This window comes from Roseitalea sp. MMSF_3546, assembly GCF_030732865.1.
GTDB lineage: Bacteria > Pseudomonadota > Alphaproteobacteria > Rhizobiales > Rhizobiaceae > Roseitalea.
Map to the genome: position 1 here is coordinate 211,179 of NZ_JASHKB010000001.1, position 16,581 is coordinate 227,759.

Sequence of the window (16,581 nt, forward strand, 5' to 3'; positions counted from 1 at the left end):
CGCGCGCTCTTCACAACGCCATCATTGGCGGCCATATCGGGCCGATGAGCAAGGACCGGTCTCCCCGCGGCCGCCATTCCCGGCCCGCCGACACACGGCGCGACGCCCCCGCAAGACGCGATCGCAACGGCGCCGGGCAGACCTTCCGGCCCAAGCCCAGGCACGCCGCCCCCACCGAGGCGAAGCGGCCGGACCGCGACGCGGCCCCGCGCCGGCGCCGAAGCGGCGAACGGCCGCGCCAGGCCGTGCCGGTGATCCTCGAGGCCCGGCCCGATGACGACTACGCGCTGCTCGACACGGGCGACGGCCGCAAGCTGGAGCAGTATGGCGCCATGCGGCTGGTGCGCCCCGAGCAGCAGGCGATCTGGGGCAAGGCCCTGCCTGCTTCCGAATGGGACGCGGCGGACGCGATCTTCACCGGCGACACCGACGAGGAGGGCGTCGGACGCTGGCGTTTTCCGAAGGCCCGGCATGGCGAGACCTGGCCGATGCGCTTCGACGGTATCGGCTATCTGGGCCGGTTCACCTCGTTCCGCCATGTCGGCGTCTTCGCCGAACAGGCGGTTCACTGGCGTGCCATGGACCAGGCCATTTCCCGTGCGGGCCGGCCGGTGCGCGTGCTCAACCTGTTCGGCTATACCGGCATCGCCTCTCTCGTCGCCGCCCGCGCCGGCGCCGAGGTCACCCATGTCGACGCCTCCAAAAAGGCGATCGGCTGGGCGCGCGAGAACCAGGCCCATGCCGGGCTCGAGGACAAGCCGATCCGCTGGATCTGCGAGGACGCGATGAAATTCGTCGTCCGCGAGGGCCGGCGCGGCAATGTCTACGACATCGTGCTGCTCGACCCGCCCGCCTATGGCCGCGGCCCGGCGGGGGAGGTCTGGCAACTGTTCGAGCATCTGCCCGACATGCTCGACGGCTGCCGCGCCATCCTCACCGAGAGACCGCTGATGATGGTGCTGACCGCCTATGCCATCCGTGCCTCGATGTTTGCGATCCACGAGCTCATGATGGAGACGATGACCGGTTTCGCGCCGCCTGGCCGGAACGAGCCGGGCTATGTGGAATCGGGCGAACTGGTCCTGCGTGAGAAGGCCGCCGATCGCGCGCTTTCCACCTCCATGTTCAGCCGCTGGACGCCGGGAGCGTGACCGCCGTGGACACCGCTGCGCGCGCCCCCGGCCGGGTCAAGGAGATCACCTCCGCCGCCAATCCGATCGTCAAGCAGATCCGCCTGCTCGAAAAAAAGCGCCATCGCGAGGAAACCGACAGCTTCCTCGCCGAGGGCATGAAACTGATCATCGACGCGCTCGATGCCGGTTGGCGCGTGCGCACGCTGATCCAGGCGCGCTCGCAACGCGGCAATGACCGTGTCGAGGCGCTCGCCGCGCGCTGCGTGGCCGCCGGCGCCGATGTCCTGCTGGTCCCCGAAAAGCTGCTGGGGACGATCACCCGCCGCGACAATCCGCAGATGGTCGCCGCGGTCATGCAGCGGCGCTTCGCCGATCCCCGTCGCATCGATCCTGCCCCGGGCGATGTCTGGATCGCGCTCGACCGGGTGCGCGATCCGGGCAATCTTGGCACGATCATCCGCACCGCCGACGCCGCCGGCGCGGCGGGCGTGATCCTGGTCGGCGAGACCACCGACCCGTTCGCCACCGAGACCGTGCGCGCCACCATGGGCTCGATCTTCGCCGTGCCCGTCGCGCGGATGCGCCAGGACGCGTTCATCGCGCTCGCCCGCAACTGGCCCGGCCAGATCGTGGGCACTCATCTGGAGGGCGCGGTCGACTACCGCGCGCCGGACTATGCCGACGGCCCGATCCTGCTGCTGATGGGCAACGAACAGGCCGGACTGCCCGCGGCGCTCGTCGAGGTCTGCACCACTTTGATCCGCATTCCGCAGGCCGGCCGCGCCGACTCGCTCAACCTGGCCGTCGCCACCGCCATCTGCCTTTACGAGGCGCGCCGCCACGCGCTAGCCGTCGAGCCCGCAGGAGCCCTGCCATGAAGCGCCTCTCGACGGCCGTTGTGACCGTCACCGCGCTGGTCGCCGCCGACCAGGCGATCAAGATCGGCATCGAGCAGGTCATGGACTATCACCAGCGCATCGACCTGCTGCCCTTCTTCGCTCTCTTCCTGACGCACAATCCGGGCATCGCCTTTTCCATGCTGTCGGGCGCCGGTCCGCTGCCGCTGATCGGCCTCAGCCTGGCCGTTTCGGCCTTCGTCACCTGGCTTTGGGCATCGAGCCCGCCCGAGCGCCGGCTCGCCCATATCGGCTTTGCGCTGATCATTGGCGGTGCAATCGGCAATCTGATCGATCGCGTGCTATATGGCTATGTGATCGACTATTTCCTGTTTCACACGCCGGGCTGGTCGTTCGCCATCTTCAACCTGGCCGATGCGGCGATCACCATCGGGGCGGGGCTGGTGATCCTGGACGAAGTGCTCGCCTGGCAGGCCGCCCGCAAGAGCGAACGCAAGGGAGAGGACGAATGAGCGACACGTTCAAGGCGATCATGGTCACGCGCGACGAGGCCAGGAACCAGTCCGTGACCGTCAAGACGCTGACCGAGGACGACCTGATGGACGGCGACGTCACCGTCGCCGTCGAAGCGACGACGGTCAACTACAAGGACGGGCTCGCCATCACCGGCGCTTCGCCGGTCGTGCGCCGCTGGCCGATGATTCCCGGCATCGACTTCGCCGGCACCGTCCTTTCTTCCGACCACGCCGACTGGAAGCCCGGCGACCGCGTGATCCTCAATGGCTGGGGCGTCGGCGAGACCCACTACGGCGCCTATGCCGGCCGCGCGCGCGTCAGCGGCGACTGGCTCATCGCCCTGCCCGATGCGTTCACCGCGCAACAGGCCATGGCGATCGGCACTGCCGGCTACACCGCCATGCTGTCGATCCTGGCGCTCGAACGCGCCGGCGTCACGCCCGATGCCGGGCCGGCCATCGTCACCGGCGCCAATGGCGGTGTGGGCACGGTCGCCATCTCCGTCCTGTCCCGGCTCGGCTATCATGTCATCGCCTCGACCGGGCGCACCGGCGAGAGCGCGTTCCTGTCCTCGCTTGGCGCGTCGGAAATCATCGACCGCGCCGAACTGTCCGAACCCGGCCGGCCGCTCGGCGCCGAGCGCTGGGCGTGCGGCGTCGATTCAGCGGGCTCGCATACCCTTGCCAACGTGCTCGCGCAGACCATGCGCGGCGGCACCATTGCCGCCTGCGGGCTCGCCCAGGGCATGGACCTGCCGGCCACGGTCGCGCCGTTCATTCTGCGCGGGGTGTCGCTTCTGGGCATCGATTCGGTAATGGCGCCGCGCCCCCTGCGCGAGACGGCCTGGGCGCGGCTGGCGACCGATCTCGACCCGCAAAAGCTTCAAAGCCTGTCGCGCACGATCGGCTTTGACGACATCATACCGACGGCCGAAGCCATCCTGAACGGACAGATACGCGGCCGGGTGGTTGTCGACATGACCGGTTGAGCCGTCCGCAACCGCTCTCGCGCAGGCAACGAAACGATAACCATGGCGTGCGATGATCGCGCCATGGAGCGACGCCCAGCACAATCCGGCATCGGTGCCGAGGCGGACGAAGCCAGCCACGACCGGCACTGGCGGACAGCCGACGCGCACGCATTGCTGGGCGATGCGCATGCGGCCAAGTCGCGCTTTCTGGCCATCGTCAGCCACGAGCTCCGCACGCCGCTCAACGGCATCATCGGCATGAGCAAGCTGCTCGCCGACACCCGGCTCACCGCCGAACAGCGCAACTATGTCGAGGCGATCGGCTCGTCCTCGCAGGCGCTGATGCTGCTGGTCGGCGACCTTCTCGAATTCGGGCGCAGCGGCGCCGAAACGCCCGCTCCGGTCTATGAGGCGACCGAGATTCGCAGCCTCACCGGCGGCGTCATCGAGCTTCTGGCCGCGCGCGCCCACGACAAGGACCTCGATCTCGCCTATCGCATCGATCCGGCGGTGCCCGAGACCTTCCGCGCCGATTCCAAGGGGCTGCGCCAGATCCTGTTCAATGTCGTCGGCAACGCCATCAAGTTCACGCAGGCCGGCGGCGTGCTCGTCGAGATCGGCCTGTGCGCGGCGCGCGCGGACACCGTGGCCCGCGATCTCAAGGTCGCCGTCAGCGATACCGGGCCGGGCATTCCCGCCGACAAGCAGGCAGACATCTTCGAACCCTTCGAGCAGGTCGACATGAGCCTCGCGCGCCCGCACGAGGGGGCCGGCCTCGGCCTTTCCATCGCAAGGCGCATCGTCGACCGGCTGAACGGCACGATCGCCTGCCACAGCACGGTCGGCGCGGGCACGCGTTTCGAGATCCGCCTTCCGACGGGCATCGCGCCGGCTCCAGCCAGGCGCGAGGCGCCGCTGTCCGGCCGCGACTTCGTTTTGCTGATGCGCGCCGGCTTCGAGGCGCAAGCGCTTGCCGCCGTCATGGCCGAAGCGGGCGCCAAGGCGGTCCGCTGCGACACCGCCGCAGACGTGTCGGAGCGCGCCGCGGCACGGCACAACGGCACGGCGCTGATCGACAGCCGCATCCTTGGCGAAAGCGGCTCCGCGCTCGCCCTCGCCGACAGGCTGAAGGAAACCGGCTGGCGCGCGGTGGTGCTGATCGAGCCGGCCCAGCGCGGCACGCTCGGCGCCGCGTTCAAGGCCGCCGGTCACGCCTTTCTGACCCGCCCGGTGCGCGAGGCGACGCTCCTGCGCGTGCTCACCCACAGTTTCGACGACAGCGATGCCGACACCGTGCGCGAGAAGCGCCGCGCGCCGCATCTGGGCACCACGCCGCGCAGCATTCTTCTGGCCGAGGACAATCCGGTCAACGCGCTTTTGGCCCGCACCATGCTCGAAAAGGCCGGACACAAGGTCACGCTCGCCGAGAACGGACAGGACGCCGTGCGGCACTTCGTGGCGGGCGGCACCGCCTTCGACCTCGTCCTGATGGATGTGCACATGCCCGTCATGGACGGCGCCGAGGCGATCCGCATGATCCGCAGCCACGAGGACGCCGCCGGGCTCGCCCCGCGCGTACCCGTCATCGCGCTGACCGCCGACGATCACGCCGAAACCGAACAGTCGCTTCTGGCGCTCGGAGCCCAGGCGGTCATCCAGAAGCCGCTCTGTCTTGAATATCTGGACATGTTCCTGCCCCGGGTCGACGCGCAGTCCGCCGCATGAGGCGGTTTGCGTTTTTTCGTCGCAACGGGGCGAAAAGCCTGTCATCGAATTGTGTTCGCACCTACATAATGGCCTTGCCGTACATCTGCGCCGAACACGGGGTTCGTCGATGACCGTCCTCAGTCCTGCCCCGCTCGATGAACTGCCGAACCCGGAGCCGTGCCTTGGAAGCCTTGGCAGGCTCGGCCCGCTCGAGACCCGTCTCATCCGCAACTCGGCCGAACTGCGCGCCGCTCAGAGGCTGCGCTTTGACGTGTTCTCGCAAGAATTCGGCGCCGATCTGGGGACCAAGGCGTGCAGCGGGCGCGACGAGGACGCCCACGACGCCGTCTGCGACCACCTGATCGTCCTCGACACCGGCCTGCCCGGCCCGGACGAGCGCCGCATCGTCGGCACCTACCGGCTGCTGCCCGCGGACCGGCTTGGCGCCGGCGGCGCCTTCTATTCGGCCGCCACCTTCGACATCGCGCCCCTGCTGGCGCGGCATCGCGGCCGGCGGTTCGTCGAGCTCGGACGTTCCTGCGTGGCGCCCGCCTATCGCGGCAGGCGCACCATCGAACTGCTCTGGCAGGGGATCTGGGCCTATTGCCGCCGCCATGACCTCGATGTCATGCTCGGCTGCGCCTCCTTTGCCGGCACCGACCCGGCCGCCCATGCCCAGGCACTGTCCTTGCTCCACCACCATGCCCGCGCCGAAGGCGCCTGGGCCGCGCGGGCGCATGACGCTATCGGCGTCGACATGGACATGACCGGCGCCGAGGCCATCGACCTGCGGACGGCGATGCGCGCCCTGCCGCCGCTCGTCAAGGGCTATCTGCGTCTCGGCGCGAAGTTCGGCGACGGCGCGGTGATCGATCCTGTCTTCGCCTCGATCGACGTGCTCGTCATTCTGCCCGTCGAGCATATCGATGCCCGCTATCTGACCTATTACGGCACCGACGCCAGCCGCTTTGCGGCCTGAAGGCACGGCCGGCACGCGCAAAACCCGTGGCATGGCGGCCCGGGGGCGTTGGAAACGCGGCGCAAGACGCGTATTCAAGCTGACCATGACCCAGATGCGCCCCGTCACGACCGGCAAGGACGATGCCGCCACGGCGACGCCGATGATGGCGCAGTATATCGAGATCAAGGCGGCCAATCCCGATTCGCTGCTGTTCTACCGGATGGGCGATTTCTACGAGTTGTTCTTTGGCGACGCCGAGATCGCCGCGCGGGCGCTCGGCATCGCGCTGACCAAGCGCGGCAAGCACGCCGGCGAGGACATCCCCATGTGCGGCGTGCCGGTCCATTCCGCCGACGACTATCTGCAAAAGCTGATCGCGCTCGGCCACCGCGTCGCGGTCTGCGAGCAGCTCGAGGACCCGGCGGAAGCGAAAAAGCGCGGCTCCAAGGCCGTCGTGCGCCGCGATGTCACGCGTCTGGTCACGCCGGCCACCATCACCGAGGACAAGCTGCTCGCGCCGGGCGAGGCCACTTTCCTGCTTGCCATTGCGCGCATCCGCGCCTCCGGCGAGATGGCCATGGCCTGGATCGACATCTCGACCGGCGAGTTCCGCCTTGGCGAGACGGCCGCCGAACGCCTCGAGGCCGACATCACCCGCATTGCGCCCAGGGAGATCATCCTGGCCGAGCCGCTGTTCCACGAGCCCGGACTTCGGCCGGTCTTCGATGCCTTCGGCCGCATGGTCGCGCCGCACCCGCCAAGCCTGTTCGACAGCGCCACCGCCGCCGACCGGCTGGCGCGCTATTTCGGCGTGGCGACGCTTGAGGGCTTTGGCGACTTCTCCCGCGCCGAACTGGCCGCCGCCGCCGGCGCGCTCGCCTATGTCGAAAAGACCCAGGTCGCCGAACGCCCGGTGCTGCAGCGCCCGCAGCGCGACTCGGTCACCGACAAGATGTTCATCGACCCGGCGACGCGGGCCAATCTCGAACTCGAGCGCACCCTTGCGGGCGGGCGCGAGGGCAGCCTGCTGCACGCCATCGACCGCACGGTCACCGGTGCCGGCTCGCGCCTTCTCGCCGCCCGTCTGCGCGCGCCGCTGACCGATCCGGCGGCGATCGCCGACCGGCTCGATTCGGTCGCGTTCTTCGTCGCCGACGACGCGCTCGCCGGCGAGCTCGTCGCCCGGCTCAAGCAGGCGCCCGACATGGCGCGGGCCCTTTCGCGCCTGTCGCTCAACCGCGGTGGCCCGCGCGATCTGCGCGCGCTGGGCGAAGGGCTGCAGACCGCCGCCGAACTGCGCCACCTGCTCGAGGGCCGCGACCTGCCCGCCGAACTGGCCGCGGCGCGCCAGGCGCTCGGCGCCCTGCCCGCCGACCTCGCCGAGGCGCTCGCCGCCGCCCTTGACGAGGACGTGCCGCTTCTGGCGCGCGATGGCGGCTTCGTGCGCGCCGGCCACCACGGCGAACTCGACGAGATGCGCGCGCTGCGCGACGAAAGCCGCCGCGTCATCGCCGGCCTTCAGGCGGACTATGCCGCCCAAACCGGCGTCAAGTCGCTCAAGATCCGCCACAACAACGTTCTTGGCTATTTCATCGAGGTCACTGCGCTCAATGCCGGCGCGCTGACCGGCACGCACGAGGCCAAGGCACGTTTCATCCATCGCCAGACGCTGGCCAGCGCCGTCCGCTTCACGACGACCGAACTGGCCGACCTGGAAAGCCGCATCGCCAACGCGGCGGGCCGCGCGCTCGAGATCGAGCTCGCCGTCTTCGACGAGCTGCGCACCATGGCCGTCGAACGGGCCGAGGCGATCGGCGCCGTCGCCCGGGCGCTCGCCGTGTTCGATGTCTCGGCGGCGCTCGCCGATCTCGCCACCGCCCAGGGCTGGTGCCGGCCGGTGGTCGATGGCAGCCGCACCTTCCGCATCGTCGCGGGCCGTCATCCGGTGGTCGAGCAGGCGCTCAGGCGCCAGGCCGCCGACCCGTTCGTCGCCAATGACTGCGACCTGTCTCCGCAGAACGGCGCGGGCCATGGCGCGCTGTGGCTGCTGACCGGCCCGAACATGGGCGGCAAGTCGACCTTCTTGCGCCAGAACGCGCTGATCGCGATCCTGGCCCAGATGGGCGCGTTCGTGCCCGCCGGCCAGGCGCATGTCGGCGTGGTCGACCGGCTGTTTTCGCGCGTTGGCGCCTCGGACGACCTGGCGCGCGGGCGCTCGACCTTCATGGTCGAGATGGTCGAGACCGCCGCGATCCTCAATCAGGCCGGCGAGAATGCCCTGGTCATTCTCGACGAGATCGGCCGCGGCACGGCCACCTTTGACGGGCTGTCGATCGCCTGGGCGGCGATCGAATTCCTGCATGAGCACAATCGTTGCCGGACGCTGTTTGCGACCCATTTCCATGAACTGACGGCGCTGAACGAAAAGCTCGGCCGGCTGGTCAACGTGACCATGCGCGTCAAGGAATGGCAGGGCGATGTCATCTTCCTGCACGAGGTGACGCGCGGCGCCGCCGACCGCTCCTATGGCGTCCAAGTGGCCCGGCTGGCGGGGCTGCCGCATGCGGTCGTCGAGCGCGCCCGCCAGGTGCTCGACCGGCTCGAGGCACGGAACCGCGACCGTGGCACGGCCGACCTGATCGACGACCTGCCGCTGTTTTCGATCGCCTCGGCCGCGGCGCCGGCGGCGCCGGCCGGCAAGCCCAGCCAGATCGAGGCGGCGCTGGCCGAACTGACGCCCGACGACATGACACCGCGCGCCGCGCTCGAGGCGCTCTATGCGCTCAAGGCCCTGGCGGCGGGAAAGGACTGATCGATGGCAACGGCCCGGATGATGCCCGCCGCGCTGACCGACGACCCGCCGGAACCGGACGCCGATGCGCTCACCGCGCAACTGGTCGCGCTGGCCCGCACGTCGGGCGCCGACGCGGGGGCGAGCAGCACGCGGGCGCTCGTGCTCGGCCATCTCAAGCAGACGCTGAAGGACGGCCGCGCCGAAGCCGAGCGCCGCCTGTTTGCCGACGGTTCGGGCCATCGCTGCGCCCAAAGGCTCGCCCAACTGCAGGACACCATCATCCGCGCCACCTACCGCTTCGCGCTGACCGAGGTCTTCAGGGTCTCGAACATGTCCCGGGGCGAGCGCATCGCGCTGGTCGCCGTGGGCGGCTATGGACGCGGCACGCTGGCGCCGGGCTCCGACGTCGACCTTCTGTTCGTGCTGCCCTACAAGCAGACGCCCCTTGGCGAACAGCTCGCCGAATACATCCTTTACATGCTGTGGGACATGGGGCTGAAGGTCGGCCACGCCACCCGCAATCTCGACGATTGCATCCGCCTTTCCAAGGACGACATCACGATTGCGACCACGATCCTGGAAGCGCGCTTCCTGATCGGAAACGAGGAGCTGTTCGACACGCTGATCGCGCGTTTCGACGATGAAGTCGTGCGCACCAGCGCGGCACAGTTCATTCAGGCCAAGATGGCCGAGCGCGATGCGCGCCACCGGCGCATGGGCGAAACGCGCTATCTGGTCGAGCCCAACGTCAAGGACGGCAAGGGCGGTCTGCGCGATCTGCATACCCTGTTCTGGATCGCCAAATACGTCTATCGCGTCCGCCGCCGCGCCGAACTGGTCAAGCTCGGCGTGTTCACCCGCAAGGATTACAATCTGTTCGTCAAGTGCGAGGATTTCCTGTGGGCGGTGCGCTGCCACCTGCATTTCATGACCGGCAAGGCCGAGGAGCGCCTGTCCTTCGACGTCCAGCGCGATCTGGCCGAACGGCTGGGCTATCAGACCCACCCCGGGCTCGAGGACGTCGAGCGCTTCATGAAGCACTACTTCCTCGTGGCCAAGGATGTCGGCGATCTCACCCGCATCTTCTGCGCCGCCCTCGAGGATGCGGAGGTCAAGCAGGCGCCGGCCCTGTCGGCCCTGCTCCAGAGCCTTCCCTTTTCCCGGCGCGCCACCACGATCCGCGGCATCAAGGACTTCGTCATCGACCGCCAGCGCATCAACATCGCCGATGACGATGTGTTCAAGCGCGATCCGGTCAATCTGATCCGCATGTTCCATCTCGCCGACCGCTACGGTCTGGAATACCATCCAAGGGCGCTGCAACTCGTGCGCCGTTCGCTCAAGCTGATCGACCGCGACCTGCGCGCCGACGTCAACGCCAATTCCCTGTTCGTCAAGATCCTGACCTCGCGCAACGATCCCGAGCTCAACCTGCGGCGCATGAACGAGGCCGGCGTGCTTGGCCGGTTCATCCCCGAATTCGGCAAGATCGTCGCGATGATGCAATTCAACATGTATCACCACTACACCGTCGACGAGCACCTGATCCGCGCCATCGGCGTGTTGGCGAACATCGAGAAGGGCACGCTCAAGGAGGACCATCCGCTGGCCGCCACGCTGATCCCGGGCCTTCGCGCCGACCGGGCGATCCTCTATGTCGCCCTGCTCCTGCACGACATCGCCAAGGGCCGGCCGCAGGACCATTCCGTCGCCGGCGCCGAGGTGGCGCGCCGGCTGTGCCCGCGCCTTGGCTTTTCGCCCGAGGATACCGCGCTGATCGCCTGGCTTGTCGAGGAACACCTGACCATGTCGATGACGGCGCAGGGGCGCGACCTGTCCGACCGCAAGACGATCGAGGATTTCACCGCCCGTGTGCAGACGGTGCGGCGGCTCAAGCTGCTGCTGATCCTGACGGTCTGCGACATTCGCGCCGTCGGCCCAGGGGTCTGGAACGGCTGGAAGGGCCAGCTCCTGCGCACGCTCTATGCCGAAGCCGAACTGGCGCTGACGGGCGGATTTTCGGAGACCGGCCGCCGCAGCCGTGCCGCCGAGCGCCGCGCCCGCCTGGCCGAGGCGCTGGCCGACTGGCCGCAGGCCGAGCGCACGGCCTATCTCGACCTGCATTACGACAACTATCTCCTGACCGTCGATCTTCACGACCAGATCCGCCACGCCGAGATGATCCGCGCCGCCGACGCCGCCGGCCGCCCGCTGGCGACGGCCGTGCGCACGCACGGCTTTCACGCCATCACCGAGATCACCATTCTGGCGCAGGACCATCCGCGCCTGCTGTCGGTGATCGCCGCCGCCTGTTCGAGCGCCGGCGCCTCCATCGACAGCGCCCACATCTTCACCACGACCGACGGACGGGCGCTCGACGTCATCCAGATCGAGCGCGAATTCGCCGCCGACGAGGACGAGTTGCGGCGCGCCCGCCGTATCGGTGCGCTGATCGAGGATGTGCTGCGCGGCCATATCGGCCTGCCCGAGATCCAGCAAAAGCCCAAGCGGGCCGCGCGGGCCCTGCGCGCCTTCCAGGTCGAGCCTGCGGTCAGGATCAACAACACCTTGTCCAACCGCTTCACGGTGATCGAGGTCGAAGGGCTCGATCGGCCGGCCCTGCTGTCGCATCTGACCGGCGCGATCTCCGATCTGCGGCTCGACATCCGCTCGGCGCACATCACGACCTTCGGCGAGAAGGTGATCGACAGCTTCTACGTGACCGACCTGACCGGTCAGAAGATCGTCGATCCGGCGCGACAGGGCCGCATCCGCAAGTCGCTGACATCCGTTCTCAAGCAGCACGGGGCGGGCGGCGACACCGCGCCTTCGGGGACGATCAGGGCCGCGTCAAGCCCATGAGCCTTTTGCGCAATTTCGCCACCGTCGGCGGCGCGACGCTGGCCAGCCGCGTGCTCGGCTTCGTCCGCGACATCCTGTTCGCCGCCGCCCTGGGCGTCGGGCCGGTGGCGGACGCCTTCGTCGTCGCCTTCCGCTTTCCCAACCTGTTCCGGCGCCTGTTCGCCGAGGGCGCGTTCAACTCGGCCTTCATTCCGCTGTTCTCGCGACGGCTCGAGGGCGAAGGCCGTGCCGAGGCGAGCCGCTTTGCCTCCGAGGCCATGGCCGGGCTGATCACGGTGCTGGCGACCCTGACGGCGATCGCCATGATCGCCATGCCGGTGCTCATGTATGCCCTGGCGCCCGGCTTCTCCGCCGACCCCGACAAGTTCGGCCTCGCCGTCGAACTGACCCGGATCACCTTTCCCTATCTGGCGCTGGTCTCGCTGCTGGCGCTGATATCGGGCGTCCTGAACGGGCTGGGGCGCTTTGCGGCGGCGGCCTTCGCGCCGGTCCTGCTCAATGTCGTCCTGATCGCCGTCCTCGCCTACATCGTCGCCGCCGGCCTTGTCGGGCAGCGCGCGGCGGGCGTCTGGCTGTCCTTCGGCGTGATCGCCGGCGGCATCGCCCAGCTTGCCATGGTCGTCATCGCGCTCAGGCGCGAGGGCTTCCCGCTCGGCTTCGTGCGCCCGCGCTGGAACGGGCGCATGAAGCGGCTCGTCACGCTGGGCATACCCGGCGTCATCGCCGGCGGCATCACCCAGATCAACATCGTTGTCGGCACGATCATCGCCTCCATGCAGGCCGGCGCGGTGACGCTGCTCTATCTCGCCGACCGGCTCTACCAGTTGCCGCTCGGCGTGGTCGGCATCGCCATCGGCGTCGTGCTGCTGCCCGAACTGTCGCGCCAGCTCAAGGTCGGCAATGGCGAAGTCGTCAGGCAGACCGAGGCCCGCGCGCTGCAGTTTTCGATGATGCTGACCCTGCCCGCCGCCGTGGCGCTGGCGGTCGTGCCGGTGGAACTGGTCTCGGTGCTGTTCGAGCGCGTCGAGTTCACCGCCGAGGATACGGCCGGCACCGCCGCCGCGCTGCGCGCCTTTGCCATCGGCCTGCCGGCCTTCGTGCTGGTCAAGGTGTTCTCGCCGGGCTTTTTCGCGCGCGAGGACACAGCCACCCCGATGAAGATCGGCGCGGTCGCCGTCGCCGTCAATATCGGCGCCAGCCTGGCGCTGTTTCCGATTCTGGGCCATGTCGGCATCGCGCTTGCGACCTCGCTGGCCGGCTGGGTCAATGCGCTGCTGCTTTATGCGCTGCTCAACCGGCGCGGGCTGTGGACCATCGACGCTTCCATGGCCCGACTTCTGGGCCTGATGGCACTGAGCGCCGTGCTGATGGGCGCGTGCGTCATGGGTGCGGCGGCGCTGCTCGCCGAGCCGCTGGCGCGAACCAGCCCGCTGCCGGTTCGCGTCGGCGCGCTGGCCGTCGTCGTCGGCACCGGCATTGTGAGCTTTTTCGCCATTGCGCATCTGACAGGCGCGGCGCGCCTTGGCACCTTGCGCCGCATGCTGGTGCGCAAGGCGTGACGGCGAGCCTTGCGCCGCGGGCGGACCCGTTGCATAAGGCGCTCGCTTTTTGCCCACACGCTCCGGTTTTCCGATGACCGCCACCTTTCACGAACGCGTCTTTTCCGGCGTCCAGCCGACGGGCAATCTCACGCTCGGCAACTATCTGGGCGCGATCCGCAAGTTCGTCGCCATGCAGGCGCATTACAAGTGCATCTACTGCGTGGTCGACCTGCACGCCATCACCCTGCCGCAGGATCCGCGCGAACTGCTCGACGCCACGCGCTCGGTCGCGGCGGCGTTCATCGCCTCGGGCATCGACCCAAGGGACCACATCGTCTTCAACCAGTCGCGCGTGCACGAGCACGCGGAACTGGCCTGGGTGTTCAACTGCGTGGCCCGCATGGGCTGGCTCAACCGCATGACCCAGTTCAAGGAAAAGGCGGGCAAGGACCGCGAGAACGCTTCGGTCGGCCTGTTCGCCTATCCCACGCTGATGGCCGCCGACATTCTGGTCTATCGGGCAACGCATGTCCCCGTCGGCGAGGATCAGAAGCAGCATCTGGAGCTGACCCGCGACATCGCGCAGAAGTTCAACAACGACTATTCCGCCCACATCGCCGAACTGGGCCTTGGCGTCGAGATGGAAGTCGGCCGCGAGACCGTGTCGGGCTATTTCCCGCTCACCGAACCGGTGATCGAGGGGCCGGCGACGCGCATCATGAGCCTGCGCGACGGCACCAAGAAGATGTCGAAATCCGACCCTTCCGACATGTCGCGCATCAATCTGACCGACACCGCCGAGGATATCGCGCGCAAGATCCGCAAGGCCAAGACCGATTCCGAGCCATTGCCCTCCGACACCGGCGGTCTCGAGGGCCGGCCGGAGGCGGCCAATCTGGTCGGCATCTACGCCGCGCTCGCCGATGTCAGCAGCCACGCCGTGCTGGCCGATCACGGCGGCCGGCCGTTCTCGGCGTTCAAGCCGGCGCTGGCCGATCTCGCCGTCGAGGTGATCAGCCCGGTCGCCGGCGAAATGCGTCGTCTGCTGGCCGATCCCGCTCACATCGATGCGGTTCTCGCCGACGGCGCCGAGCGCGCTTCGACGATGGCGGCGCGCACCGTGGCCGACGTCAAGCGCATCGTCGGCCTCAGTCCGTGACCCGGCCCGTCGGCATATCGATGCCGGTGACGGCATCTTGTGGCGACATCGCGGTCATGACAGGATCGCATCCATGGTAACCAAGCGCCTGTCCGGCGAGGCCGGCCACCATCGCAAGTTTCTCGCCATCATGGACGAGACGCCCGAATGCGAGCGTGCTTTGCTTTATGCGGCGCGCCGGGCGGTCAATTCCGGTGGCGGGCTGATCCTCCTGTTCGTCATCGAGCCGGGCGATTTCCAGCACTGGCTGGGCGTCGAGCAGGTCATGCGCGAGGAAGCGCTCGAGCGCGCCGAGCAGGTGCTCGCCAAATACGCCTCGCTCGCCCGCGAACGCTGCGGCGTGGAGGCCGAGACCGTCATTCGCGAGGGCCGGCCGGCCGAGCAGATCCACGCGCTGATCGAGGAGGACCAGGACATCGCCATCCTGGTGCTGGCCGCCGCCGCCGCCAAGGAGGGGCCGGGCCCGCTCGTCTCCTCGGTGGCCGGGCGCGACGCGGCCTTTCCGATCCCGGTCACGGTCGTGCCCGCCAATCTGACGGACGAGGACATCGAGAGCCTGTCATAGCGCCCCGGCCCGGACGCCCTTGATGTCGGGGAGAAAGCCCCCTATTTTGGAATCATTCCAATCTTTGACCGGTGACCGCCATGTTCATCCAGACCGAAGCCACGCCCAACCCCGCAACGCTGAAGTTCCTGCCCGGACAGGTCGTCATGGAGATGGGCACGGCCGATTTCCGCGAGCCCGAAGCGGCCGCCGCGCAATCGCCGCTGGCCGGCCGCCTGTTCGCCATCGACGGCGTGACGGGTGTGTTCTTCGGCTATGATTTCGTCACCGTGTCCAAGCAGGACGGCGTGGACTGGTCGCATCTCAAGCCCGCCGTGCTGGCCGGCATCATGGAGCACTTCATGTCCGACGCGCCGGTCATGGCCGATCAGGGCGGCGCCGGCGGCCCGTCCATGGGTGCCGACGAGGAGTTCTTCGATGCGGGCGACGAGACGATCGTCGCCACGATCAAGGAGTTGATCGAGACGCGCGTGCGGCCCGCCGTTGCCCAGGATGGCGGCGACATCACCTTTCGCGGCTTCAGGGACGGCGTGGTCTTCTTGCACATGAAGGGCGCCTGCGCCGGTTGCCCGTCTTCGACGGCAACGCTCAAGCACGGCATTCAGAACCTGCTGCGCCACTTCATCCCCGAAGTGCAGCAGGTCGAGGCCGTCTGAGCGGCGCCGCCGGACCCGGCCAGGCCAGACGCAACAAAGGCCGGATCGTCTCCGGCCTTTCTTGGATGCGGTCCGGCACCGAACCGGTCAGCCCTGCTTGACGATCACCTTGGCGCCCGGATCGACGCGTTCGTAAAGGTCGATCACGTCCTGGTTCATCAGCCGGATGCAGCCCGACGAGACCGCCCCGCCGATCGACCACCATTCGGGCGTGCCGTGCAGGCGGTAGCCGGTGTCCCGCCGACCCTGCATCAGATAGAGCGCCCGTGCGCCGAGCGGATTGGTCAGGCCCGGCTCCATGCCGCCACGGTATTTGGCCAGTTCCGGTTGCCGGCGAATCATCGGCTCGGGCGGCGTCCAGGTCGGCCATTTGCGCTTCCAGCCGACGCGCGCCGTGCCGGCCCAGCGGAAGCCGTCACGGCCCACGCCAATGCCGTAGCGCATCGCCTTGCCGTCCTCCTGGACCAGGTAGAGGAACCGGTTCGGCGTATCGACGATGATGGTGCCGGGCTTTTCGTCAGTGGGATAATTGACCACCTGGCGGCGGTATTTCGCCGGCACCTTGGACACCGGAATCGACGGCAGCTTGTACTGACCATCGGTCCGGCCGGCATAGGCATTGGCGAAATAGGCCGAATTGGTGATCGTGTTCGTGATCGTCGAGCATCCCGCCACGCCTGTTGTCGCAAGCGCCGCCACCCCTGCGAGAAACTGTCTTCGCTGCATGTCCGTCTTCCCCCATCCGGTGAGCAGAGCGTCCTCCGCTCTCCGCCTCACCTCGTTTGTACCGATTTGTGATTGCACGAGCAAGCTTATGCGTGCCTTGCGGGCGTGGCCGCTGTGCGCTTTGGCACACCGTG

At 68.3% G+C, this 16,581-nt stretch carries 13 protein-coding genes; 12 read left to right on the forward strand and 1 reads right to left on the reverse strand.

The window, feature by feature from the left end:
* Positions 1–44 precede the first annotated feature (44 nt).
* The 12 genes from RBB34_RS01085 (at position 45) to RBB34_RS01140 (ending at position 15,721) form a co-directional block, all read left to right on the forward strand.
* Positions 45–1,151: an RsmD family RNA methyltransferase gene (locus RBB34_RS01085; protein ID WP_306117326.1), complete on the forward strand. Its 1,107-nt coding sequence runs from the start codon at positions 45–47 to the stop codon at positions 1,149–1,151.
* The gene (locus RBB34_RS01090; RefSeq protein WP_306117327.1) at positions 1,148–2,011 is read left to right on the forward strand and encodes an RNA methyltransferase; all 864 of its coding nucleotides are present in this window, start codon (positions 1,148–1,150) and stop codon (positions 2,009–2,011) included. The genes RBB34_RS01085 and RBB34_RS01090 overlap by 4 nt, the downstream gene beginning before the upstream one ends.
* Positions 2,008–2,502: a signal peptidase II gene (gene lspA / locus RBB34_RS01095; protein ID WP_306117328.1), complete on the forward strand. Its 495-nt coding sequence runs from the start codon at positions 2,008–2,010 to the stop codon at positions 2,500–2,502. The genes RBB34_RS01090 and lspA overlap by 4 nt, the downstream gene beginning before the upstream one ends.
* Positions 2,499–3,494, forward strand: coding sequence for an MDR family oxidoreductase (locus tag RBB34_RS01100; protein WP_306117329.1), 996 nt, complete (start codon positions 2,499–2,501; stop codon positions 3,492–3,494). The genes lspA and RBB34_RS01100 overlap by 4 nt, the downstream gene beginning before the upstream one ends.
* A gap of 63 nt (positions 3,495–3,557) precedes the next feature.
* A complete protein-coding gene (locus RBB34_RS01105; protein ID WP_306117330.1) occupies positions 3,558–5,201 on the forward strand; it encodes an ATP-binding protein in 1,644 nt (547 codons plus the stop codon).
* Positions 5,202–5,310: 109 nt separating this feature from the next.
* A complete protein-coding gene (locus RBB34_RS01110; protein WP_306117331.1) occupies positions 5,311–6,162 on the forward strand; it encodes a GNAT family N-acyltransferase in 852 nt (283 codons plus the stop codon).
* An 85-nt stretch (positions 6,163–6,247) separates the two neighbouring features.
* Entirely contained in the window at positions 6,248–8,956 is a 2,709-nt protein-coding gene (gene mutS / locus RBB34_RS01115) for a DNA mismatch repair protein MutS (RefSeq protein ID WP_306117332.1), read from the forward strand.
* Between the two features lie 21 nt (positions 8,957–8,977).
* The gene (locus RBB34_RS01120) at positions 8,978–11,800 is read left to right on the forward strand and encodes a [protein-PII] uridylyltransferase (protein ID WP_306117469.1); all 2,823 of its coding nucleotides are present in this window, start codon (positions 8,978–8,980) and stop codon (positions 11,798–11,800) included.
* Positions 11,797–13,359: a murein biosynthesis integral membrane protein MurJ gene (gene murJ / locus RBB34_RS01125; RefSeq protein WP_306117333.1), complete on the forward strand. Its 1,563-nt coding sequence runs from the start codon at positions 11,797–11,799 to the stop codon at positions 13,357–13,359. Before RBB34_RS01120 ends, murJ begins: the two co-directional genes overlap by 4 nt.
* 73 nt (positions 13,360–13,432) lie before the next feature.
* Positions 13,433–14,500, forward strand: a complete 1,068-nt coding sequence (gene trpS / locus RBB34_RS01130; protein WP_306117334.1) for a tryptophan--tRNA ligase — start codon at positions 13,433–13,435, stop codon at positions 14,498–14,500.
* A gap of 73 nt (positions 14,501–14,573) precedes the next feature.
* Positions 14,574–15,065, forward strand: coding sequence for a universal stress protein (locus tag RBB34_RS01135; RefSeq protein WP_306117335.1), 492 nt, complete (start codon positions 14,574–14,576; stop codon positions 15,063–15,065).
* 80 nt (positions 15,066–15,145) lie between these two features.
* A complete protein-coding gene (locus RBB34_RS01140; protein ID WP_306117336.1) occupies positions 15,146–15,721 on the forward strand; it encodes a NifU family protein in 576 nt (191 codons plus the stop codon).
* Between the two features lie 87 nt (positions 15,722–15,808).
* Here the strand turns inward: RBB34_RS01140 and RBB34_RS01145 are convergent, their stop codons facing one another.
* Positions 15,809–16,447: a L,D-transpeptidase gene (locus RBB34_RS01145; protein WP_306117337.1), complete on the reverse strand. Its 639-nt coding sequence runs from the start codon at positions 16,445–16,447 to the stop codon at positions 15,809–15,811.
* Positions 16,448–16,581: the final 134 nt, after the last annotated feature.

Bases quoted from the DNA above. Each gene is read 5' to 3' on its own strand.
- RBB34_RS01085 (WP_306117326.1), top strand. From the start codon at position 45: ATGAGCAAGGACCGGTCTCCCCGCGGCCGCCATTCCCGGCCCGCCGAC.
- lspA (WP_306117328.1), top strand. From the start codon at position 2,008: ATGAAGCGCCTCTCGACGGCCGTTGTGACCGTCACCGCGCTGGTCGCC.
- RBB34_RS01100 (WP_306117329.1), top strand. From the start codon at position 2,499: ATGAGCGACACGTTCAAGGCGATCATGGTCACGCGCGACGAGGCCAGG.
- RBB34_RS01105 (WP_306117330.1), top strand. From the start codon at position 3,558: ATGGAGCGACGCCCAGCACAATCCGGCATCGGTGCCGAGGCGGACGAA.
- RBB34_RS01110 (WP_306117331.1), top strand. From the start codon at position 5,311: ATGACCGTCCTCAGTCCTGCCCCGCTCGATGAACTGCCGAACCCGGAG.
- mutS (WP_306117332.1), top strand. From the start codon at position 6,248: ATGACCCAGATGCGCCCCGTCACGACCGGCAAGGACGATGCCGCCACG.
- RBB34_RS01120 (WP_306117469.1), top strand. From the start codon at position 8,978: ATGCCCGCCGCGCTGACCGACGACCCGCCGGAACCGGACGCCGATGCG.
- murJ (WP_306117333.1), top strand. From the start codon at position 11,797: ATGAGCCTTTTGCGCAATTTCGCCACCGTCGGCGGCGCGACGCTGGCC.
- trpS (WP_306117334.1), top strand. From the start codon at position 13,433: ATGACCGCCACCTTTCACGAACGCGTCTTTTCCGGCGTCCAGCCGACG.
- RBB34_RS01135 (WP_306117335.1), top strand. From the start codon at position 14,574: ATGGTAACCAAGCGCCTGTCCGGCGAGGCCGGCCACCATCGCAAGTTT.
- RBB34_RS01140 (WP_306117336.1), top strand. From the start codon at position 15,146: ATGTTCATCCAGACCGAAGCCACGCCCAACCCCGCAACGCTGAAGTTC.
- RBB34_RS01145 (WP_306117337.1), bottom strand. From the start codon at position 16,447: ATGCAGCGAAGACAGTTTCTCGCAGGGGTGGCGGCGCTTGCGACAACA.